Source organism: Patescibacteria group bacterium, from assembly GCA_024654625.1.
GTDB lineage: Bacteria > Patescibacteriota > Minisyncoccia.
On the sequence record JANLHB010000017.1, the window covers coordinates 12,920 to 35,167 of the forward strand.

The following is a 22,248-nucleotide window of genomic DNA, read 5'->3' on the forward strand; positions in this document are numbered from 1 at the left end:
TAAATAAGAGATGACAAATAAAGATAAAAATTTAGCCGATAATCCTGTCCAAAGCCGAAGCAAGATATTAAGCGGCGTGGTTGTTTCAGATAAGCAGGATAAAACTGTGACTGTTGAAGTTGTAAATTTCATTCAAAATCCAAAATACGGCAAGTTTATAAAAAGAAATAAGAAATATAAGGCGCATGATGAGAAAAATCAGTATAAAGAAGGCGATAAGGTTGTTATCAGAGAATGCAGGCCTATTTCAAAAGATAAGACTTTTACCGTAGTGGGTAAGGATGAGGTGGTTTTAAAAAAAGAATAGCAGAAAAATTTGAGAGTTATTTTCTGTAGGATTTTCCTTAAGACTGTCCTTTAAGAAAATAAGCTCTAAAATTTTTCTTATAATTATGATTCAGATACAGACAATGTTAAATGTTGCAGACAATACTGGCGCTAAAGTCGTTCAGGTTATTAAAGTTTTGGGCGGAAGTAAAAGACGCTATGCTTGTATCGGCGATGAGGTTGTTGTATCTGTGAAATCAGCTGAGCCAAGAAAGGTGGTAAAGAAAAAAGATGTGTTAAGAGCTATCATTGTCCGCCAGAAAAAAGCATTTAGGAGAAAAGACGGTTCTTATATTCGTTTTGACGATAATGCCGTTGTTATTATTGAGAAAGGCAAAAAAGAGCCTAAAGGGGGCAGAATTTTTGGGCCGATACCTAGAGAGATTGCAGAGAGAGGTTATACGAAAGTCATATCTTTGGCACCGGAGGTTGTTTAATAGCAAAAAATACGTTTTTCAAAAAAAATTAAAAGCTGGCTCCCTTAGCTCGCGGGCAATAGGGGGATTTGCAGGGAGTCAACTTTTAATTTTTTAGAAATGAAAGTTAATAAAAATTAAGAATTAAATAAATATGGATTTCAAGAAAAATGACAATGTATCAATAACGAGCGGTAAAGATAAAGGTAAGTCCGGCAAGATTACCAAGATTTTTTTGGCGGAAGAGAAGATTGTTGTGGAGGGAATCAATATGAAGAAGAAGCATCTTAAGCCAAAGAAATCCGGAGAAAAGGGGCAGATTATACAAATTGCAAGTCCTATTTCGGCTTCAAATGCTGTGATAGTCTGTTCTGCTTGTTCAAAAAACACAAGAATAGCAAAGAAAATCGAAGCAAAAGGAAAAAAGGTTCGCGTCTGTAAAAAGTGCGGTGCGGAGCTTTAGGATTGCAAAATTTTTGAAAATAAGTATTATGTTGTTGTGGCCTTTAAACTTGTCTTTTGGGCAAGGGGCCATTTATTTTATTAAAAAATGCAGACAATAAAAGAAAAATATAAAAAAACAGCGATTGCCCGTATGAAAGAGAAATTCGGCTATAAAAATGAAATGGCTATACCGAAGGTTGTTAAGGTTGTCGTTAATGTTGGAACTGGTTCTATAAACGATAAGAAGAAGATAGAGGAAGTTGAGAAGGGGTTGGCTCAGATAACGGGGCAGAAACCGTCCCCGAGAGCGGCAAAGAAATCTATTGCGACTTTCAAATTAAGAGAAGGTTCAGTAATAGGTTACGCAGTAACTTTGCGAGGCGAAAAGATGAATAGCTTTCTTGAAAAGCTGATTAATGTGACTATTCCCAGAATGCGTGATTTTAAAGGTTTGAATATCAGCGGAATAGATGATATGGGTAATTTTTCAATGGGGATTAAAGATCACCTCATCTTCCCTGAAGCCGGACATGAAGATCTTTCAAAAAGCTTCGGGCTTAGTATCACTATTGTGACAAGCGCTAAGACAAAAGATGAAGCGGAAGAACTTTTGAGATTATTAGGCTTGCCGTTTAAGAAGTAATCAATAAATTTGCAAAATAAGACTTTTTAGTATATTTTCATCATAGTATGGCAAAGAAATCAGTTATAGCGAGGTCGGAGAAGCCGGCAAAATTCAAATCACGGGTAGTGAGAAGGTGTTTTAGATGCGGAAGAAAAAGAGCTTTTATGAGAGACTTCGGATTATGTAGAATTTGTTTTAGGGAACTTGCCAATGAAGGCAAAATTCCGGGTATAAGAAAATCATCATGGTAATAGATCCGCTATCAGATATGTTCACAAGGATAAAGAACGCTCAAACTGCCGGTTTGGATGCGGTTGTTATTCCTTATTCTAAATTTAAAATGGAGGTTGCTAAAGTATTGCTGAAGAAAAATTTTATAAAAGAAATAAATCGCAGAGGAAAGAAAAATAAAAAATTTATAGAAGTTGTATTGTCGTATGGAGAGAAAAATAAGCCCGGCATATCGGATATTGAAAGGATTTCAAAACCTTCCAGACGCGTATATATTCCGGCAAATGAAATTAAACCTGTTCGTCAGGGTTATGGATCAATGATTATTTCAACTCCTAAGGGTATTTTAACAGACAATGAAGCCAAGAGAGAAAATGTCGGAGGAGAAGTGCTTTGTAAAATTTGGTAATATATAATATTTATGAGCCGTTTAGCTAAAAGACCAATATCAATTCCCAATAAAGTAGAAGTTAAAAAAGAGGGTAAAACCCTTACTGTTAAGGGTCCCCTAGGGGAGATTAAGCGTGATTTCAAAGATGAGATTGTCATCTCTATTGAGGGGGATAATATAACCTTGACCCCAAAAGAGATCAATCCTTTTCTATCTGCCCTTTGGGGTACTTACGCATCTCATATTAAGAATATGATGAATGGGGTTTTGAATAATTATGAGAAGAAGCTTGTTGTTGAAGGAGTGGGTTTTAAAGTTAATTTGCAGGGTAAAGATTTAATTTTTAGTTTAGGTTTTTCTCATCCTGTTAAAGTGGAAGTGCCTAATGACATAAAAGTCGTTATAGAAAAAAATAATATAACGGTATCAGGCATTGATAAAGAAAAAGTTGGCGCATTTACGGCAAGGATAAAGAATTTGAAAAAACCGGAGCCTTATAAAGGCAAGGGAATCAGATATGAGGGTGAATATATAAGAAGAAAGACAGGCAAAAAGGCGGCTGCCGGAGCGTAATTTGCAGTAATAATTAAATAGAAATGAATAAAACAAAAGAAAAAAATATAAAAAGATTGAATCGCCACAAAAGAGTCAGAGCGAAGGTTATAGGCACCGGAGAAAAACCGCGCCTATGTGTTTTCCGTTCAAATAAGCATCTCTTTTTACAGCTTATTGATGATTCTATTGGCAAAACTATTATTTCCGTGAGTGATATCAAAGAAGCCAAAAAATCAAAATTAAATAAGACAGATAGAGCAAAAGAGGCCGGTAAGAAATTAGCCGAGGAGGCAATTAAAAAAAATATTAAGACGGTCGTATTTGATAGAGGCGGTTATCTGTATCATGGGCGAGTTAAGGCTGTCGCTCTTGGCGCTCGCGATGGAGGTTTGAAGTTTTAAATATAGATTGTAGCTTACCAGGAAAGCTAAAAAGCTATAAGCTAACGAAGCTATAAGCTATAATAAAAATATGATTAAAGGAAATAAAAAAGAAAAAAGATTTACAGCTCGCGTAAAATCCGAGTATGATCAAAAAATGGTTGATATCGCAAGGACGACCAGAGTTGTTTCCGGTGGAAGAAGATTCAGTTTTAGAGTGGCGGTTATCATAGGTAATAGAAATGGCAGCGTCGCTATAGGTTTAGGCAAGTCAGTAGATACTGCATCAGCTATAGATAAAGCTGTTAGGGCTGCTAAAAAGAATATCATAAAAATTCCTTTAACTAAAAATGCTTCAATTCCTCACGAAGTTGAAGCAAAATATGCAAGCTCTCGTATAATGATAAAGCCTGCTCAACAAGGAAGAGGGCTTGTCGCCGGCAGTTCCGTTAGGACTATTTTAGATTTAGCGGGTGTAAAAAATGCCAATGCTAAAATATTTTCCAGAAGTAAAAATAAACTTAATAACGCAAAAGCGGCGCTTAAGGCATTAAGTAAATTTGATAATTATAATGATAGAAATAAATAAAGAATATGCAACTTAATGAAATAAAAACTAAAACACCAAATAAGAGTAAACGGCGTGTTGGTCGTGGCGGTAAGAGGGGCACTTACTCAGGCAAGGGTATGAAAGGACAGAAATCTCGCGCCGGTAGAAAGATGAGACCTGAACTCCGTGACATTATTAAGAAGATTCCTAAGAAGAGAGGATACAGCGCCCCGACCATAGAAATAAAACCGCAGATTGTTAATTTGGCGGATATTGAAGCAGTTCTTCCTCTAGGCAAGAAAGTTACACCTGCAGAACTTCTTTCTTTAGGGCTTATAAGGAGAATTAATGGTAAAATTCCTGCTGTAAAGATTTTAGGAAAAGGTGATATAAAGAAAAAGATTGAAGTTTTAAAATGCAGTGTTTCAGCGTCCGCTAAAGAAAAGATAGAAAAAGCAGGCGGAAGCATCAGTAATTAGCTAATGAAGCTAACAGCTAATTTATGTTAAGTAATCTAATAAATAAATTTAAAATCGTAATTTCCGACCCGGATCTTAGGAATAAGATTCTTTTCACTCTTTTTATTCTTGTATTATTTAGAGTCGGAGCGTCTATCCCCGTGCCAGGAGTTGATAAGTTGCGTTTGGCGGAATTTTTCTCCGGCAACCAGCTTTTCGGACTTCTAAATGTCTTTTCAGGAGGCGGTCTTTCTAATCTTTCTATAATGATGCTTGGAGTCGGTCCTTATATTACCGCGACAATTATAATGCAGCTTCTTACCATGATTTTCCCTAAGCTTAAAGAGCTTTATCATGAAGAAGGTGAAGCCGGAAGAAAGAAATTCAATCAGTACTCAAGGCTTGCCACTATCCCGCTTGCCATTCTTCAGGGATTTGCTCTTTTGTCTCTTTTGGGAAGACAGGGCGTATTGATGGATATCACACTTTTTGGACAGCTAGTAAATGTGGCTATAATTACGGCTGGTTCAGTTCTGCTTATGTGGCTTGGGGAGCTTGTGTCAGAGCATGGCATAGGTAATGGTGTTTCAATCTTGATTTTTGCCGGTATCGTGGCGGGCATCCCATCTTTGGCAGGACAGCTTTTGTTCACTTTTGATGCGAGTCAATTGCCTGTCTACTTGGCGGTAATCGTCGCTTCTGTTGTTGTCATAGCCGGTGTTGTTTTAGTGACCGAAGCGGAGCGTCCTATACCGGTTTCTTATGCCAAGCGAGTCAGGGGAAATAAAATATACGGAGGAGTGTCCACTTATATACCGCTTAGGGTAAATCAGGCAGGAGTTATACCTATTATCTTTGCTCTTTCACTTCTTCTCTTCCCGCAGATGATCGCCGGTGCTTTAAGTAAAATGGGTAACGAAATAATACAGACCATATCAAGCATAATGCTTTATTTTGTGACCAATCCCTGGGTTTCGTCCATTTTTTATTTTGTCTTGGTGTTTGCTTTTACTTATTTTTACACGGCTGTTACTTTTGACCCTGATGCAATATCTACAAACTTGCAAAAGAGCGGAGCTTTTGTGCCTGGCATAAGGCCTGGCCGTCCTACCGCTTTTCATATAAGTAAGATTCTAACCAGAATTACTTTTGTTGGCGCTTTGTTTCTTGGATTTATCGCTGTCCTTCCTATGATAATGAAGAGCGTCACGGGAATTGCCGCTTTTGCTATAGGCGGAACAGCGCTTTTGATCGTCGTATCTGTAGTGCTTGATTTGGTAAAGAAGGTGGAAGCGCAAATCTCAATGAGAGATTACGAATAATTCATTCGCCGTGGCGAATTAAACGGCTCATCCGCCAGCTGGCGGATGAGCCGTTTAAGTTTTCAATAATTTAAAATACAAGGTATAATCAAATGATGGAAAAATTAGGATTTATGTTTATAGGTTTGTCTGGGAGCGGTAAGGGGACCCAGTCAACTTTATTAAAAAAATTTTTGGAGGAGAGGCATGGAGAAAGTTCTGTCATTTTTGCTTATGCCGGAGAGAATTTCCGCAAGCTTATGGAAAATGACGGTTATACCGCGAGTTTATCAAAAAAAGTTACAGAAGGAGGAAAGTTAAACCCTGGGTTTCTTGCCGTGTGGGCATGGAGTACCGTATTGGTAAACTCTATGGAAGACAATAAGCATCTTATAATGGACGGCTCGCCACGCAAATTGATGGAAGCTGAGCTTATTGATGAGGCGATGGAATTTTACGGTATAGAAAAAGTTTATCCTATATTTTTAGATATAGGTTTTGATGTCGCAAAGGATCGTCTTATGGCAAGAGGAAGAGCTGATGATAATGAAGAGGGTATAAAAGAGAGGTTTGCTTATTATGAAAGGGATGTTGTGCCGGTGATAGAGTATTTTAAGAACGAGAGTAAAAATAAGCTGATAGAAGTAAACGGAGAGCAGTCAGTTGAAGGGATACATAAAGAGATTATAGAAAAGATTTTTAATGTCACTGATTAAAACAAAAGAAGAGATACAGATATTAAGAGAAGGGGGTAAAAGACTCGCTTTTATTTTGCATGAGATCGTCGGTAAGGCAAAAGTTGAAGTATCGGCTGAGGAATTAAATAAGCTAGCTATCGCTTTAGCGAAAAAATATGACAGTATCCCCTCTTTTCTCAATTATAAGCCCGATGGGACAGGGCGCGGTTATCCTGCAGCGCTTTGCGTGTCGGTAAATGATGAAGTGGTGCATGGTCTTCCTTTTGGTAAAATTTTTAAAGATGGTGATATTGTCGGCTTTGATTTTGGTTTGAAATATAAGGGGCTATATACCGATATGGCCATTACTGTTGGTATTGGTGAAATCGATAGTAAGGCGAAGAAGTTAATAAACGCAACAGAAGAATCTTTAAATAAGGGTATCGCTGTTATTCGTGACGGCGCAACGGTTGGTGATATTGGCGAAGCTGTGCAGAAGTATATAGAATCGCAAGGATTTTCAATTGTCCGCAAGTTAGTAGGCCACGGTGTAGGGCACGCCGTTCATGAAGCTCCAGAGATTCCAAATTATGGCAACAAAAATCAGGGCTTTGTCTTGAGAGAGGGGATGATATTAGCGCTTGAACCTATGGTAAATGAAGGTGATTTTGACGTTACTGTTTCACCAGACGGCTTTACATGGAAGACGCGAGACCATTCCCGCAGCGCTCATTTTGAGCATACTATCCTAGTAACAAAAACTGGCACAGAAATCCTCACATTAATCTAATTTGACGATTATAACTTGGCGGCCTCGCCGCCAAGTGAGTTGAATGATATAATAATAAAATTATGGGTAAAAGAAAAATTGAATTTGCAAATAGTGAATATTACCATATTTTTAATCGTGGAGTAGATAAACGACAAATTTTTCTTGATCAAGAAGACCTTAGTCGGTTTTTTCAAAGTATGAATGAGTTTAATGTACGTGAACCGATAGGTAGTATCTATGAAAATTCATTTAGAAAACTATTTGGCGGCGAGGCCGCCAAGTTAAACGAAGGTGAGAAATTAGTTAATTTTATTTGTTATTGTCTCAATCCTAATCATTACCATTTTATTTTAGAGCAAGTTTCTGATAAGGGGATAGAGAAATTTATGCAAAGATTAGGTGGTTATACATGGTATTTTAATAAAAAATATGAACGTAGTGGATCTTTGTTTCAAGGACCATTTAAATCTGTGCACATAGACTCAAACGAGCAGTTATTACACACGAGTGTTTATGTGAATTTAAATGATAAAGTTCACCAACTTGGCGGCGAAGCCGCCAAGTTGGTGAGGTCAAGTTGGGGCGAGTATATGGGGAATATACAAAATACAATGGTGAATATTGATAATAAAATCATTAATAATACCAATGTAGCAAAAAATGCAAAAAAATCTTTTTGCAAGAAAGATATTATTTTAGATCAATTTAAGAATAGAGATGAGTATAAAGATTTCGCAAAAGAGGCGTTGTCAATAATAAGAGAAAATAAAGAAAGAGAAAAAGAGATGGAAAAATTGTTAATAGAATAATGGATAATGTTTTTTAACCACTTGGACACGGCGTGTCCAAGTGAGGTGCGGGGGTGTGGATAATTGAATAGCACAATAAGTTGATAATGTGTGGTATAATTTAAATATTATAAATCAAAAAATAAATCCACTTGGACACGGCGTGTCCAAGTGGGGATAACAAACACATAAACATATATGTTACTCAACTTATATCAAAAGCTAAAATTAAAAACAGAAGTTTTAAGAGGAGAAATAGTAGAAGATAAAGCGCGCGGGAGATTCATCAGACCGCTTTGGAAAAAGCTGAAGCGTGGGCTCTGCTTAATTGCTTTTGATACAGTTGAAGTCGCGCTTATAATTTTTAAAAAGCCGGGGCATATGAGGCCACAGGAGGCGGGCGACGGCTTCATCCGCTTTGACTCGGAGAGCTTCAAGGGGCGTTATCATTATTATACAGCTCACAGGAGCGTAAGGGAGAGAGCGAGACTTTTCATATCAACAAGCTTTTCTTCATTTGTCGCTTTTCTTCTTATCTTCGCCATCATACTCTCTATTGCCGGTCGGCCGACAGCTTACGTGGAAGCGGCGACTTACAACTGGCTTCAGACAGATTGGACATCATTGACTGCAAACACGGCTTCACACACTTCTGATCAGACTGGCTGGGCAGAATATAGTGCCACTTCTACCAATATTACCGCCAATACAGAACTTTCAATCAGTAATATCGTCTATGCTGTTACTGATGACGGCACATTGAGTTCAGATGGTGCAGCATCCGGCGGAGGGTTTGGTAATGGGACTTTTTCAAACGCTACAACCACCGGTTCTGGGACAAGCGTGGGGTTGGCTACCAGGCAGGGAGATTACGATTTGATAATAGGGAATGGTAATTATACTTATACACTTGGTTATGAGAATACCGGCACAGTTTCAAGCCCTACATGGACCGCAAAAACTGTTTGGAATGCTCCATCCGGATTCGGCGGCAATCCATATTGGGATCCTGCCTTTGTCGATATCGACAATGACGGCGACTATGATGCGGCATATGGTTGCGTAGCATGTGGCGGTATTATATTTTCAGAGAACGTAGGTGATGCTAAGACCTTTCTTCTTATTGGAAAAAATGCTTGGAATGCTTCTTATTATAATCCTGCCTTTGCCGACTTGGACAATGACGGAGACTACGATCTATTAAGTGGTGACAGAGTCTACACTGGAGGAGGAATTTCATATGCCTATGAGAATACCGGCACAGTCTCAAGCCCTACATGGACCGCAAAAACTGCTTGGAATGCTCCGAATCTTGGGGATAACTCGTTGCCTGATCCTGCCTTTGCCGACTTGGACAATGATGGCGACTATGATTTATTAATTGGTGAAGAAGCCGGAATTTCATATGCCTATGAGAATACCGGCACAGTCTCAAGCCCTACATGGACCGCAAAAACTGCTTGGAATGCTCCGGATGTTGGAAGTAGATCCTCGCCTGCCTTTGCCGACTTGGACAATGATGGCGACTATGATTTATTAATTGGTGAAGCCTCCGGAATTTCATATGCCTATGAGAATACCGGCACAGTTTCAAGCCCTACATGGACCGCAAAAACTGCTTGGAATGCTCCGGATGTTGGTGATTACGCAAAACCCACCTTCGTAGATTTAGATAATGATGTTTATCTTTCCTCTGGTACATTCACCTCGGAGATAATTGACCTTGGTTTGCCGGCGGATTTTACAACATTGACCCCAGGTGTGACTTTGCCGACAGGGTTTGAATCAGTAGTTAATCCCGGGTTTGAGTCAGGGTCAGGCGTTGATGCGGATAATTGGACTGAACAGTCAACAGCTGATAGGGTTTCTGACAGGGCTCATTCAGGAAGTTATTCCATGAAATTTACTACATATACGGTTGCCAGAACAGCATACGCCAACCCCGCAGCGGTTAAGCAGGATAGTAGTGCTACGTATACTTTGTCCGGGTGGGTGTATAAAGATTCCAGCGCTTCGGTTTATTTGGATTTAAATGACAAAGCGGGAGAATGTACCGCATCCAGCCCCGCAACGTTAAATGAGTGGCAATATGTTAGTTGTAATTTTACAGTATCAGGATCTTTCAATACAAGAATAGTAGTTAGTAATGTCACGGGGAATGTTTGGGTTGATGATATTAGTGTTAAGCTTGCTACACCACCATCTGGCACTGATTCAATTAAATTTCAACTTGCAACAAATAACGACAATGTTACATGGGATTATTACGGTCCGGATGGGACTGCAAGCACCTACTATACTACTGCCGTTGGTCAAAATATCTGGTCTGGTCAAGATGGTTCACAGTACCTCCGTTATAAGACGTATTTTAACACTGCCTCCGCCTCGTACACGCCGACACTTGACGACATTACTATTAATTATTTTCAATATACGACTTCAGCCGACCTGACATCCTCGGCTTATGACACAATTGACCCGTCTAATGCCGTCGGCTCCATCTCTTGGACCGAGGGCGGGGTCTCCGGTTCGCAGGATATTAAATTCCAGATACGGACCGCGCCGGATGCTTCAGGCTCGCCAGGCACTTGGACGAGTTGGCTCGGGCCGACCGGCACGGGAGATTATTATACCGATCCTGCCGGAGGAGAAACCATAAATGCTACTCACACGGATGGATCGGGTGACCAGTGGGTGCAGTATAAAGTGTTTTTCACTTCAACTTCAGACGGTAGCGCTACGCCTACCTTATCTGACGTGACTTTGCAATATGTGGTAAATGCGCCACCGGACTTTGACGCGACTTTCGGCAATAGCGGAGTATCGGCAAGCCAGAATGCCGGCGCCGGTCTGGTAACTGTCCAGTATAAGGTGAGAGATATTGATACTACCTCGGGTACGGCTAATGCGGGCTTTGTCACTCCCTCTTTTGAATATTCTACAGACAATGGAAATAACTGGACGAGTATTGCCACTTCTACTTATATGACGGGTGACATCACTAATGTAGCGATGAATGAATCTACTTATACCGCTTATACGGCAGTCTGGAATGCGAAAGCGCAGATAAACGGCACTTATACAGAGCAGGCAAAAGTGAGAGTTACTATAAATGATAACGAGGCCTTAAATAACACGGCTACTCAGGCTTCGGCTGTTTTTACATTGGATGTGAAGAATCCGGTCTTGGGGTCTGTACCGGCAAGTATAAAAGCAAGCTCCACACCAGCAACGGTTGCTCTTGATGCCACAGACAATTCCAGCTTGCAGTATAGGGTGGGACTCGAGCAGAGCGGTTCAGATGCTTCATGGACTTCATTATCATCTACCACCACTATCTCTCTTGCTACTGACCCTGATACCACCTACACGGTCTTCAGAGACTCTTTTGGTAACACTACGGCCACGACCACATCGGTCACTCCGGAGACACCAATCTCCTTGGCTATTCAAGACACATCCAACATTGCCACTAGCGACTATAGGTTGTTTATAGCTTGGAAGCAGGCGACGACACCGTCTCCTGGTTTCGTTAAATATAATATTTTGAGGTCAATAGATAATGTAACTTATTCTCAAGTAGGGTCCGTCTCCACGATATCTGAGAATTATTTCACGGACCAGACGGTTTCTTATGGAGGAACTTATTACTATAAAGTAACAACAGAAGACGCGGATGGCAATGTTTCTTATCTCTCATCTTCTGTATATGGTACAGCTGATGGTGTACAAAATGGCAATGAGCCGGGACTGGCGCCGGTGACTATCACGTCAGGAAGCGTTGCATCATCCGGCGCCACTAATGACTCGGTAACTATATCTTGGGCAACAAGCGTAGTCGCCACTTCAACAGTTTACTATTCTGCCGGTAATACGAGTTATAACTTAAGTCAGACTGTAGACACTTATTCTATAAGCCCTTCGGTGGTGTTGGCCGGTCTTTCGGCAAATACCACTTATTATTATTATGTTAAATCCCGAGATGCCCAAGGAGAGACGGCAACGGACGATAATTCCGGAAGCGGATATACATTTACGACTTTAAATGGTCCGGCTATCTCAAATGTATCAATCACGGATGTTTCTAATAATTCAGCGACAATAGCGTTTAGCACGAATATTAGCGCGCAAACTTGTGTCTTCTATGGCACGAGCAAGCCACCGGCAGATTCCGGTAATTGTACGGCAGGCTATGGCACTACTAATCAGTCTGTAACTCAGACAGGACTTTCATCCGGCACGAGGTATTATATATACCTTAGGGCAACCCCAGAAGATACCGGCACATATTCTACTTCTTATGACTACAATGTGTTAAGCGGTGTCAAAGAGTATTATACATTTACCACTTCTTCTGATTCTTCCTCGCCGGATATAAGCTCTATAACTGTAAGTGTAGGCGACACGACGGCTGATATAAAATGGGTGACAAATGAAAAAGCTACTTCTCAAGTAGAGTATGGCACTGCATCAGGCGTTTATGGTGTTATATCCTCTAAGACCACAGACTTGGATATAAATCACACAGTCTCCCTCTCAGATATCGCTGTCTCCACCCCTTACTACTTCCGCGTAGCTTCTGTGGACTCTTCAGGCAACAGCGCCTCATCTACGGAAAACACTTTCACTACTCTTGAAGCTCAAATCGGCGAGTCAGAGAGGGTGACTGTAGTGTCTATCAGCACAAGCGGTTCACCGAGGGACAGATCAAACCCTGATATAGACTCTGTTCTTTCTCAGGTGACAGAGGACGGGATAATAATAAGCTGGCAAACGACAGAAGAATCGGACAGTTTCGTAGAGTATGGCAAGAGTACTAACTATGAATCTTTAGGTTTCGGCAGAAGAAGAGATGCTGTTTATTCACATAGAGTTGTTCTTCCTCTTATAAATTTTGAACCGGGTGAGACATATCACTTTAAAGTTTCTTCTCGCGATATATCCGGCAATTTGGGAGAGAGTAATGATTATACTTTCAGTATCAAGGGAGACAAAAGAGTTGCTTTAGTGGAAGAGGCTTTGGCTAAAGAAGCTGATAAGGGTCCGATCTCGGACTCTATAAAGACGTTTAGGACTTTCTTGGAAACATATTCTCAGAAAATAGCAATTAAGAGTGAAAATAATAACAGTAATACTTCAGAAGAAGAGGACATAGAGAGCTTCCTTAAGGAGGTTCAGGATTTTGTCCCTCCGCCTATCCTTCTTTCAAAAGAGCCGGATGTTGAAACTACCGCAAACTCCGCAATCGTAAAATGGAAGACAGATGTTGAAGCAAATTCAATTGTAGATTTTGTAGAAGCTGACAGGTTTGACGAGAATGACCCTAAATTTGATTTTCAGGCTGGTAACTTTGATGAATATGTGACAGACCATAGGGTAGAGATAGCTAACCTCAAGACTAATACCGAATATTATATGAGGATACGATCCAAGAATCGCCTGGGCGCGGAGACAAAGAGCGATAAATTTAAGGTTATAACGACGGAAGAAGCGCTTGAGATCATCGCTCATAATACAGCCGTCTCGGAGACGAGCATTATGGTGGAGTGGACGACGAACAATATGGCTGATGCCTCCGTATCATATACACCTGTTAAGGGTGGTGAAAAGATAATCTCTGAAAGTAAGACAAAGGGAGATCCAAACCCAGCACTTATTCATAGGATTATGTTAGAAGACCTTGATATGAATACACTATATGACCTTGAGATAAAGAGTAGGACGGATGATGGCGAGATAGCTACATTTGACTTGGGAAGGAAGAAGACAGGGGCTGATGAAGACCCTCCTGTAATGTCGCAGATTAAAGTTGACCAGGCGGTGTATCCTAAACTAAATAAAGTGCAGACTATTATCTCCTGGACCACAAATGAACCAGCAAAGAGTAAGGTGGTATACTGGGAGGGCGTTGATGAACCGGCGGAACCGAATGTGAAAGAGCATGATGAATTCGTTACCAAGCATATCGTCACTCTTACAAACTTAAAACCGGGCGGCGTCTACAGACTTAAGGTTGAAAGCGAGGATATCGCCGGGCAGGAGTCCATATCAAAGCCGACAGCGATACTGACACCAAAGCAGTCAGAATCCGTCACTCAGCTTATCATCAAGAACGTGGAAGATATATTTAATTTTGGAAAGAGCCGGTAACAAAGCTAGCAAAGCATAGCTTTGTTAAATACGAAGCACGAAATCCGAAATACGAAACAAATTCAAATGACCAAAATGTAAAATTCAAAACAGTTTAGTAAATTAGAATTTTTTAATTTAGATATTGTCTCGGATTTCGATATTCGAATTTCGGATTTAGTAAAGCTAGCAAGCTAACTTCGTTGTGTTATAATATTTAAAGTTATGTTAGAACAGCAAGAAGCTATAATAAAAGTAGAGCATTTAAACGTTGTCTTTGACGAAGGGACACCGAAAGAGACTCATGTACTTAAGGATATCAGCGTGGAAATCTTTCCAGGCGAGTATGTGATAATATTCGGACCTTCCGGTTGCGGCAAATCTACTCTTTTGTATCATCTTGCCGGCTTGGACAACAATATCAGAGACGGGAAGATAACTATCGCCGGCGTTGATATCGCAAGCGCTTCTGATTACGATGTACTTCAGATAAGGAAGAAGAAGATGGGGATGGTCTTCCAGGCTTATAATCTTATCCCTACTATAAAAGTCTTGTATAATGTTTGCTTGCCTCTGTTCTTCTGGGGAGAGAATAATAAAGAGACTCTTGAAAAAGCCGAAGCTAAGCTTGAGGTGCTCGGCGTATTGCCTCAGAAAAATAAATTACCGTCTTCGCTTTCGGGCGGGCAACAGCAGAGAGTGGCGATTGCGCGAGCGCTTATCACTGAACCGGATATAATCATCGCCGATGAGCCTGTGGGAAACTTGGATTTTAAATCCGCTTATGATGTGCTTACTATACTCCATGACCTTAACGTCAAACAAAAGAAGACCATCCTCTTTGTCACTCATGATATGAATTATCTCCCGTTTGCTGATAAGGTCATCTTTTTATGGGGAGGGACGTTGTCAAAAGTAGAGATAAATAAGCATAAGATGACTCCAAAAGAAAAATTCGGAGATATTGATAAAAATAAAACGTCTGAGATTACTCAGAAGCTCGCCACTTCTTTGGTAGACTTCATACTTGAAGGAGAAGAGAAAGATGTGTTAGGAAAAAGAGTTGAGCATAAGCTGGTGCAATTTCTTATGGATATCATTTCGTGGAATGAGCTTATGAATTTCTTCAGTTCGCCTATCAGAGTTGGTGGTTTAGGCTTCTCTCCCGTCAGGGTGAAGAAGATAGAGTCGCTTCTAAAGAAGATGAGGATGGAGAACAATCTGATGTTCTTCAAATATTTCCATAAGATAGATCGCAATGATATCGTGGATATTATCTCTCATGAGGTGGACTTCCCTCTTGATTCTATGCAGAGAGAGCGATTGGCAGAGATTATAGAGTTTAGGGTTTCAGATATTGTGACTGAAGATAATATGAGTAAGTTCCTTACTGCTCCAGAAGAAGAAAAGGGATTAAATCTTCCAAAGGATGACGCTACCATTTTGAATGAGAAAATTAATATTTTCCTTAATTTATTACAAACAATAAAAAGCAGTGAAAAAACAGAACCACAACAACAAAATAAACAACCAGCTTAACTCGCAGGCGGAAACCGGCAAGATATCAAAAAGGGGCGACGTCTTTGAGTTCGCATCAATACCTGATTCACAAGGTTTTCTTTCCAGTTTGCCGATAGAGCATAGTGATGTTCCACCTGATGAAAGAGGGATGTTTTTCGTTGAGTTTATGGATCTTATATCCGGTCAAAAGGAAGCCGGTTCGGACGGCTTAATCTCCAGATTCTTTAGAAAGCAAAAAGATTTCAGATATTTTTTCACAGAGCTGTATTGGCACGCCGTATTTTTCATCAATACTTTCTTAGATATAATTTACATTTATTACAGTAAAAAATTTTCCCGCAATAAAGACAGATTGAATTCTTTTTCCGAACAAGACAAATTAAGAGAAATTAAAATAGGCGAAGTTGGTGAAAATGAAAGTCTCGTTACAGAAAGATTGTCTTTGGATTCTTCTCGAAAAGAGAAGATTGAATTAAAGACACTCGCGCTTCTTTCAGGTAGAATGTTCACCTCGGGAAGCATGAGGACTATTCTTACTATTTTGGGTATAAGTATCAGTATCGGCGTGATAATGTTTCTTATAAGTTTCGGATATGGCCTGCAAAAAACTGTCCTGCAGAGAATCACTACAGAGGATTCTTTGCTCTCCTTGGTTGTTACATTGCCTGAAGAAAGTCTTATATCTAAAGACAGGATAGAGGAGATAAGAAGTTTTAAAGAGGTTGATAAGATAAGCCCCCTTGTTGAATATAATGGGAATATGGAGATGGCCAGTGTTCAGATAGACGCCTCTATTTTTATGGTGGATTCTGATTATTTTTCTCTTGCCGGTCTTATGTCGCAAGACGGGACGCCTCTTAAGATAGAGGAAGGAAATGTGGTTATCTCTTCAGCGATAGCGATACTTATGGGCTTTGAAGAAGGAGAAGCTATTGGGAAAAAGATTAAGCTGAGTCCTACTACTGTCTCAGGCGTTGAGGTCGGTATAATAAGCGAAGAAGATATTCAAAATATTAACAAAGAAAAAAAGAGTTTGGTTATCAGCGGTATAATAAGCGATGATCAGTCCGCTTTTTCTTATGTCTTAGATACGGAATTTAAAGATATTGAAATTGACGGATATATTGAAGCGAAAGTAAAAGTTCGCGATGAAAAAAGCATGGATATTATCAAAGAAGATCTTATAAATAAAGGATATATAATATCTTCTATCTCGGATACTGTTGATGAAACAAGGAAAATATTTCGCGGAATACAGGCTGTTTTAGGCTTTTTTGGATTTATTGCGCTTATTATTTCAGCTATTGGAATGTTAAATATTATGACAATTGTGCTTTTGGAGAGAACTCAAGAGATAGGAATTATGAAGGCGATAGGCGCGTCAAATATTGATATATGGAAAATTGTGATATCAGACGCGGTTATCATAGGATTTTTAGGAGGTATTGGCGGTTCGGTAATAGGCATAGGAACATCTAAACTTTTTAATTTAGCTTTCAATATTCTTGCGAGTAGGATAGGCAGTCAGTCGGTAGAGATTTTCCAAATGCCTCCGGGATTTATGCTTGTGATAATAACTTTTTCTGCTGTTATCGGATTTGCGACAGGGATATGGCCGGCTATCAGAGCATCTAGGATTGCTCCGCTTGAAGCTATTAAATATAAATAATTTAATCCACAGAAAAAATGAAGATTTAATTTATTATTAGTGTATAATGTTTAATATGACTGAAGTTAATATAAATATCAAAAAAAATGAAGAAAAAGTTCAAGCGGATATGAACAAAATTGACATAAGGATGGTGGGGTCTAAAGGGCTATTCTTGCGCGATATGTTTAATGCAAAGGTCTTGGTGCCGCCAGGATTTATTATGGCTTCCATCTTTGAACAGTTTATGGAAGGGACAGGCCTTTATGCAAGGATAAATACCATAATGGACGCAAGCGGTGTTTCTCTAAGTGATATGAATTCAATACTCCAAGCATCAAATGAAATAGTAAATTTGATAAATAACATAGATTTTCCTAAAGAGCTTGAAACTAGAATATTAAATGAATTTTCAAAATTGAAAGCCGAGTATGTGGCAGTCAGGCCGTCATTTGTAATAGATGGCGTGTCAAGCCTGTCTCTGGCAAGAGAATTTCCAAGCCAGCTTAATGTAAACAGAGATATTCTGATAAAGAGCATTAAGAGAATTTGGGCAACATCTTTCTCTCCGGCATCTATAGCTTATCGCTTGGAAAAAAATATAGATATGAAAAGACCGTTAGTCGTTCTTTTGATCCAGAAGATGATAGACGCCGAAGTATCAGGGGTCTGTTTTACTTCTCATCCTATTACTAAAGATAGGAAGCAGATAGTGGTAGAGGCAAGTTTCGGCTTAAATGAAGAGGTTAATACGAAAGGGATTGCCAGAGATACTTATATTGTTGATAAGAATAATTGGAAAATATTAGGCAAGACAATTTTCCCTCAAAAGACGATGTTAACAAGGGTGGGTTCTACTACAAATGAAGTTGAAGTCGGTTCTGTACTTCAGACAAAGCAAAAGCTTTCAAATGCTCAGATTCTTTCTTTAGCAAATCTTGCCAAGAGAGTAGAAGATATTTATGATAGAATTCCTCAGAAAATAGAGTGGGCTCTTGAGAAGAATAATTTTTATATTATAGAATCTCAACCAATAAGCAAAGCATAGCTTCGCCAAATTCGAAGCACGAATATCGAAATACGAAACAAATTCAAATGACAGAAATTAAAAATTCAAAACAGTTTAGTAAATTAGAATTTTGAATTTAGATATTGTTTTGGAATTCGATATTTGTATTTCGGATTTAAATATACATGCGTTTATTAGGCATAGACTATGGCAGGAAAAATATAGGATTAGCGTTTTCAGACGAAAGCGCTTCTTTTGCTTTTCCAGACTCTGTGATTATAAATAAAGGTATTGATAAATCGGCAGAAGTAGTCTTAGGTATATGCAAGAAAAATAATGTTTCAAAGATTATAATAGGAAGGTCTATTGATGTTAAAGGAAAGCCTAATCCTATTATGGAAGATATTTTGAAGTTCAAAAAGGTCATTGAGGAGAAGTCCGGTATAAAAGTTGAATTTGAAGATGAATTTTTTACTACAAGAGAAGCGAGGATACTCTTGTCTAAAGATGATAATTTGGGCCGTAGGGCGACAAGGGCGCGCATAGAAAAAAAGAATGTGAAAAAGACGATTGATGCACAAGCCGCCGCTATAATTTTAAAGAGTTATATTGAACGTAAAAAAATGCTTGGAGACTAATCTTTAAAATGATAAGATAATTGAGATAAATGACGGCGCTATAATATATAAAATGATTTTTTCGTTGTTGAATAATTTAAGAGAGTGGCTGAAGGCTTGGATCCTGCGCTATGCTAACAGTGAGCACGCGACGCGCGCGTTATTTGGAGTTTCTTTCGCAGAAAGTTCATTTTTTCCTATTCCTCCTGATTTTATGCTTATAGCTATTCTTGTTACACGGGCAAGGCGATGGTGGTATTATGCCCTCGTAACATTGACAGGGTCTCTTTTGGGCGGGTTAGCCGGGTATCTTATAGGTTTTCTCTTCTTTTCAAGCATAGGAAAGTTTATTATTGATTTCTATGACTTAAATGATGTGATGCAGAGTTTGGCTTTTAAGTATGAGGCTAATGCATTTTGGACTGTTTTTGTCGCGGCTTTTACGCCTATCCCTTATAAAATTATAACTATATCTGCCGGATTTTTTAATATTTCCATCTTTTCCTTCATCACCGCTTCTTTAGTCGGCAGAGGCGGAAGATTCTTTATAATCGCTTTTATTATGAAAGTGTTTGGCAAAAAAGTCGCAAGCTCCATTTATCGTTACTTTAACATTTTTTCAATTATTTTCGTCTCTATTGTCATAGTTGTCTTGTTTATTTTAAAATTTTGGTTTTAACCTAAGCATTGTTTATAAATTTATAAATGAGCATTGAATTAATCTATATAAAAAAGTAAAATATAAGAGAGATGATATCGGAAACATTTTTCAATATATTCCCCACTCCTCGGTTTCTTAAGCCTCCTATTTATGGCTTGGATATCTCTGATAAGTCTATTAAATATGTAATGCTTGCTAAACATAAAGGCAATGTTATCTTGAGAGAGTTTGGCCAGAAGATTATCCCTGACGGCCTGATAGAATCAGGCGATATAAAAAAGAAAGAAGGATTGACCGGTTTTTTGAAAGATTTTCGCAAGGAGCTTAATGATGATTATATCGCTGTCATCTTGCCGGAAGAAAAAGCTTATATTTCAAAAATGACTATTCCTATTATGAAAAAGAGCGAAATTAGAAAATCACTTGAAATACAGCTGGAAGAGAATATACCCCTTTCGGCGAGCGAGGCAATTTTTGATTATGATATAAATAGAGATAAAGATCACTACGATGTTAATTTAATCGCTTTTTCGGATAAAGTGGTCAGTGATTACCGGGACGTGTTTTTTGATGCCGGATTTAAGCCTGTTTCTTTTGAGATGGAAGCGCATGCTATCTCAAGAGCGCTGACTTCTAAAACAGATGATGGCGGAATCAAGATGATAATTGATTTTGGAAAAACTCATACAAGCTTCATAGTTGCTACCGGTAATAATGTTATGTTCAGTTCCACAATAAAAGTATCGGGCAAAGATATTGATACGGCTATCTCCGCCATTCTTTCGGTTGATTTGAAAACGGCTGAAGATATAAAGAAAGAGAAAGGTTTTGCTAAGACTAAGGAAAATGAAAAAGTTTATAATGCGATACTGCCGGTAGTCTCAGCCATAAAAGAAGAGATTGATAGGATATTTGTCTTTTGGCTTAATAGAGCGGAAGAGAATGGAGAAAAAAGAAAAAAGATTGATAAAATTATTTTATCAGGAGGCGACTCAAATCTGATAGGATTGCCGGAGTTTCTTTCGTATGAGCTTAAAGTTCCGGTTGAGATAGCAAATCCGTGGATTAATATTCTTTCTTTTGATGAGGAGATACCAAGTATAACATTTAGAGAGTCATTGATATATTCCACCGCCTTAGGATTAGCGTTGCGCGTTATATAAAAATGATAAATTTATTGCCAACCGGAGATAAGATTATAAATAAAAAGGATTATCTAAGCCGTTTGTTTATTGTTGCGGGGATACTTGTTTTTAGCATTATTGCTATAACTTTTGCGCTGTCTCTGCCGATATTTTTCTCATTATTTTTTGAAGAGAGAGATCTCTCCAATCAGTTTAATATTATAATGCAGGGAGACAGTTCTGTTGAAGCGGATAAGATTTATGCCGAACTTGATATCCTTAACAAAAAATTTTCTTTGTATGAAAAAAATAATGAAGAGATTAAACATATAAGTATTTTAATTGAAAAGATTATCGCGCTTAAAACAAGCGGCATCAGGATAAATTATTTTAAATATGAAAAAGATAAAAATGATAAAATAATAATTACCGGGGAGAGTAAAAATCGTTCTGATTTTGTGGATTTTAGAAAAAAGCTGGAAGACGATGAATCGTTCGGCGTTGTCAGTTCACCTTTATCTAATTTGCTGAAAGAAAATGATATAAAATTTACCATGACTATTGAATTATGAAATTAAGCAATATAAATAAAAAAATAATTCTATCCATTGTTTTAGTTATTGCGGTGAATACTTTTGCTTTTGCATGTTTGTGGCTTATCAATATGAAAGTAAAACAGATGAACGGGAAAATTTCAGTCGCTAGAAGCGAGATTAGCTTAAAAGAGAAAGAAAGCAATGAAGCTAAGATTTTAAAGGCCAGTCTTCTGAATTTTTCTCCACTAGAAGAGAAGCTTAACACCGTTTTTATAGAGCAAAAAGATGTGCTGAGTTTTATAGAAGAGATAGAGGTTCTGGCGAAAGAATCAGGTGTTGATATGGAGTTTCGGTCCGTTGATATTTCAAAAAATGATACCGGAGAGAAACCTGTTTTTCAATTTAAAGCTCTAGGTTCATTTTCTGATATATTTTATTATTTGACCTTGCTTGAGAATATAAAGTATCAGATCATTTTTGATAATATCTCACTGCAAGAGAAAGGAGTCGTCGGGATTGGCGATAATTCCCGAGTGATCTGGGAGGCGAATTTTTCATTAAGATTGTTGAGTTATAATTAATCATAATATATGAAAGATATTGATTTTAAAGAGAAATTAAGTTACTTTTATCCTAGGGATAATTATGGCGCAGATATTAATGCGGACAGAGATTGGCGTATTATTATAGTGTCTTTCTGGATTATATTGCTTATTGTAATAACGATAAGTCTTTATGGTATTTGGCAATTGAAAAATGGTTCAAATACTGAAATCGCTTCTGTTAAGTCGCTTGCTTTAAAAAAGGAATTGTTTGATAAGATAATCAAAAATATAGATGAAAAAAAGGCGCGTTTTAACGAGCTCTTAATAAAGAAGCCGGAGATAGAAGATCCATCTTTATAGTATCTTAGTATTATGTCCTCGTAGTTCAATGGATAGAACGAGAGCCTTCTAAGCTCTAGATCTAGGTTCGATTCCTAGCGAGGACACCAAACGATACTTCGCGTTTTGAAAGCGCAGATGAGCCGCGCGCCGCAGGCGCGCGGGAAGACAAAAAACCCCGTCGCGTAGCGACGAAATGGCTGG

The 22,248-nt window shown here is 38.6% G+C and carries 24 protein-coding genes and 1 tRNA gene; all 25 read left to right on the plus strand.

Translation table 11 applies throughout. The features are described 5' to 3' along the window. Positions 1–10: 10 nt before the first annotated feature. Positions 11–307 carry a 30S ribosomal protein S17 gene (rpsQ, locus tag NUV40_02050; protein ID MCR4342671.1) on the plus strand — a complete coding sequence of 99 codons (297 nt, stop codon included), beginning with the start codon at positions 11–13 and terminating at the stop codon, positions 305–307. An 85-nt stretch (positions 308–392) separates the two neighbouring features. After that, positions 393–764, plus strand: coding sequence for a 50S ribosomal protein L14 (gene rplN, locus NUV40_02055; GenBank protein ID MCR4342672.1), 372 nt, complete (start codon positions 393–395; stop codon positions 762–764). A gap of 133 nt (positions 765–897) precedes the next feature. Then, positions 898–1,206, plus strand: coding sequence for a 50S ribosomal protein L24 (rplX, locus tag NUV40_02060; protein ID MCR4342673.1), 309 nt, complete (start codon positions 898–900; stop codon positions 1,204–1,206). Between the two features lie 87 nt (positions 1,207–1,293). Then, positions 1,294–1,830: a 50S ribosomal protein L5 gene (rplE, locus tag NUV40_02065; protein ID MCR4342674.1), complete on the plus strand. Its 537-nt coding sequence runs from the start codon at positions 1,294–1,296 to the stop codon at positions 1,828–1,830. Positions 1,831–1,877: 47 nt separating this feature from the next. Beyond that, positions 1,878–2,063 (plus strand): type Z 30S ribosomal protein S14, encoded by a 186-nt coding sequence (locus tag NUV40_02070; GenBank protein ID MCR4342675.1) that lies wholly within the window; start codon positions 1,878–1,880, stop codon positions 2,061–2,063. Beyond that, on the plus strand, positions 2,057–2,452 hold the full coding sequence (rpsH, locus tag NUV40_02075) for a 30S ribosomal protein S8 (protein ID MCR4342676.1): 396 nt from the start codon (positions 2,057–2,059) through the stop codon (positions 2,450–2,452). The genes NUV40_02070 and rpsH overlap by 7 nt, the downstream gene beginning before the upstream one ends. A 12-nt stretch (positions 2,453–2,464) precedes the next feature. Then, entirely contained in the window at positions 2,465–3,007 is a 543-nt protein-coding gene (gene rplF / locus NUV40_02080; protein MCR4342677.1) for a 50S ribosomal protein L6, read from the plus strand. Positions 3,008–3,030: 23 nt separating this feature from the next. Further along, positions 3,031–3,390: a 50S ribosomal protein L18 gene (rplR, locus tag NUV40_02085; GenBank protein ID MCR4342678.1), complete on the plus strand. Its 360-nt coding sequence runs from the start codon at positions 3,031–3,033 to the stop codon at positions 3,388–3,390. 70 nt (positions 3,391–3,460) lie between these two features. Next, a complete protein-coding gene (locus NUV40_02090) occupies positions 3,461–3,958 on the plus strand; it encodes a 30S ribosomal protein S5 (GenBank protein ID MCR4342679.1) in 498 nt (165 codons plus the stop codon). A 5-nt stretch (positions 3,959–3,963) separates the two neighbouring features. Beyond that, positions 3,964–4,398 (plus strand): 50S ribosomal protein L15, encoded by a 435-nt coding sequence (gene rplO / locus NUV40_02095; GenBank protein MCR4342680.1) that lies wholly within the window; start codon positions 3,964–3,966, stop codon positions 4,396–4,398. Positions 4,399–4,421: 23 nt separating this feature from the next. Then, positions 4,422–5,699, plus strand: a complete 1,278-nt coding sequence (gene secY / locus NUV40_02100; protein ID MCR4342681.1) for a preprotein translocase subunit SecY — start codon at positions 4,422–4,424, stop codon at positions 5,697–5,699. Positions 5,700–5,791: 92 nt separating this feature from the next. Continuing rightward, positions 5,792–6,394 carry a nucleoside monophosphate kinase gene (locus tag NUV40_02105; GenBank protein ID MCR4342682.1) on the plus strand — a complete coding sequence of 201 codons (603 nt, stop codon included), beginning with the start codon at positions 5,792–5,794 and terminating at the stop codon, positions 6,392–6,394. After that, positions 6,381–7,145: a type I methionyl aminopeptidase gene (gene map / locus NUV40_02110; GenBank protein MCR4342683.1), complete on the plus strand. Its 765-nt coding sequence runs from the start codon at positions 6,381–6,383 to the stop codon at positions 7,143–7,145. Before NUV40_02105 ends, map begins: the two co-directional genes overlap by 14 nt. A 62-nt stretch (positions 7,146–7,207) precedes the next feature. Next, complete coding sequence (locus NUV40_02115; GenBank protein MCR4342684.1) at positions 7,208–7,936, plus strand: hypothetical protein; 729 nt, start codon at positions 7,208–7,210, stop codon at positions 7,934–7,936. Positions 7,937–8,113: 177 nt separating this feature from the next. Beyond that, positions 8,114–14,065 carry an FG-GAP-like repeat-containing protein gene (locus NUV40_02120; protein ID MCR4342685.1) on the plus strand — a complete coding sequence of 1,984 codons (5,952 nt, stop codon included), beginning with the start codon at positions 8,114–8,116 and terminating at the stop codon, positions 14,063–14,065. Positions 14,066–14,269: 204 nt separating this feature from the next. Further along, entirely contained in the window at positions 14,270–15,583 is a 1,314-nt protein-coding gene (locus tag NUV40_02125; protein ID MCR4342686.1) for an ABC transporter ATP-binding protein, read from the plus strand. Continuing rightward, positions 15,540–17,234 carry an ABC transporter permease gene (locus tag NUV40_02130; GenBank protein MCR4342687.1) on the plus strand — a complete coding sequence of 565 codons (1,695 nt, stop codon included), beginning with the start codon at positions 15,540–15,542 and terminating at the stop codon, positions 17,232–17,234. Before NUV40_02125 ends, NUV40_02130 begins: the two co-directional genes overlap by 44 nt. A 55-nt stretch (positions 17,235–17,289) precedes the next feature. After that, on the plus strand, positions 17,290–18,261 hold the full coding sequence (locus tag NUV40_02135) for a PEP/pyruvate-binding domain-containing protein (protein MCR4342688.1): 972 nt from the start codon (positions 17,290–17,292) through the stop codon (positions 18,259–18,261). A 146-nt stretch (positions 18,262–18,407) separates the two neighbouring features. Continuing rightward, positions 18,408–18,860, plus strand: coding sequence for a Holliday junction resolvase RuvX (gene ruvX, locus NUV40_02140; protein ID MCR4342689.1), 453 nt, complete (start codon positions 18,408–18,410; stop codon positions 18,858–18,860). A gap of 52 nt (positions 18,861–18,912) precedes the next feature. Then, the gene (locus NUV40_02145; GenBank protein ID MCR4342690.1) at positions 18,913–19,518 is read left to right on the plus strand and encodes a VTT domain-containing protein; all 606 of its coding nucleotides are present in this window, start codon (positions 18,913–18,915) and stop codon (positions 19,516–19,518) included. 71 nt (positions 19,519–19,589) lie between these two features. Then, a complete protein-coding gene (pilM, locus tag NUV40_02150) occupies positions 19,590–20,663 on the plus strand; it encodes a type IV pilus assembly protein PilM (GenBank protein MCR4342691.1) in 1,074 nt (357 codons plus the stop codon). A gap of 2 nt (positions 20,664–20,665) precedes the next feature. Beyond that, positions 20,666–21,196: a hypothetical protein gene (locus NUV40_02155; protein ID MCR4342692.1), complete on the plus strand. Its 531-nt coding sequence runs from the start codon at positions 20,666–20,668 to the stop codon at positions 21,194–21,196. After that, positions 21,193–21,741, plus strand: a complete 549-nt coding sequence (locus NUV40_02160; GenBank protein ID MCR4342693.1) for a hypothetical protein — start codon at positions 21,193–21,195, stop codon at positions 21,739–21,741. The genes NUV40_02155 and NUV40_02160 overlap by 4 nt, the downstream gene beginning before the upstream one ends. A gap of 9 nt (positions 21,742–21,750) precedes the next feature. Continuing rightward, positions 21,751–22,065, plus strand: coding sequence for a hypothetical protein (locus NUV40_02165; protein ID MCR4342694.1), 315 nt, complete (start codon positions 21,751–21,753; stop codon positions 22,063–22,065). Between the two features lie 14 nt (positions 22,066–22,079). Beyond that, a tRNA-Arg gene (locus NUV40_02170) sits at positions 22,080–22,154 on the plus strand. Positions 22,155–22,248 lie beyond the last annotated feature (94 nt).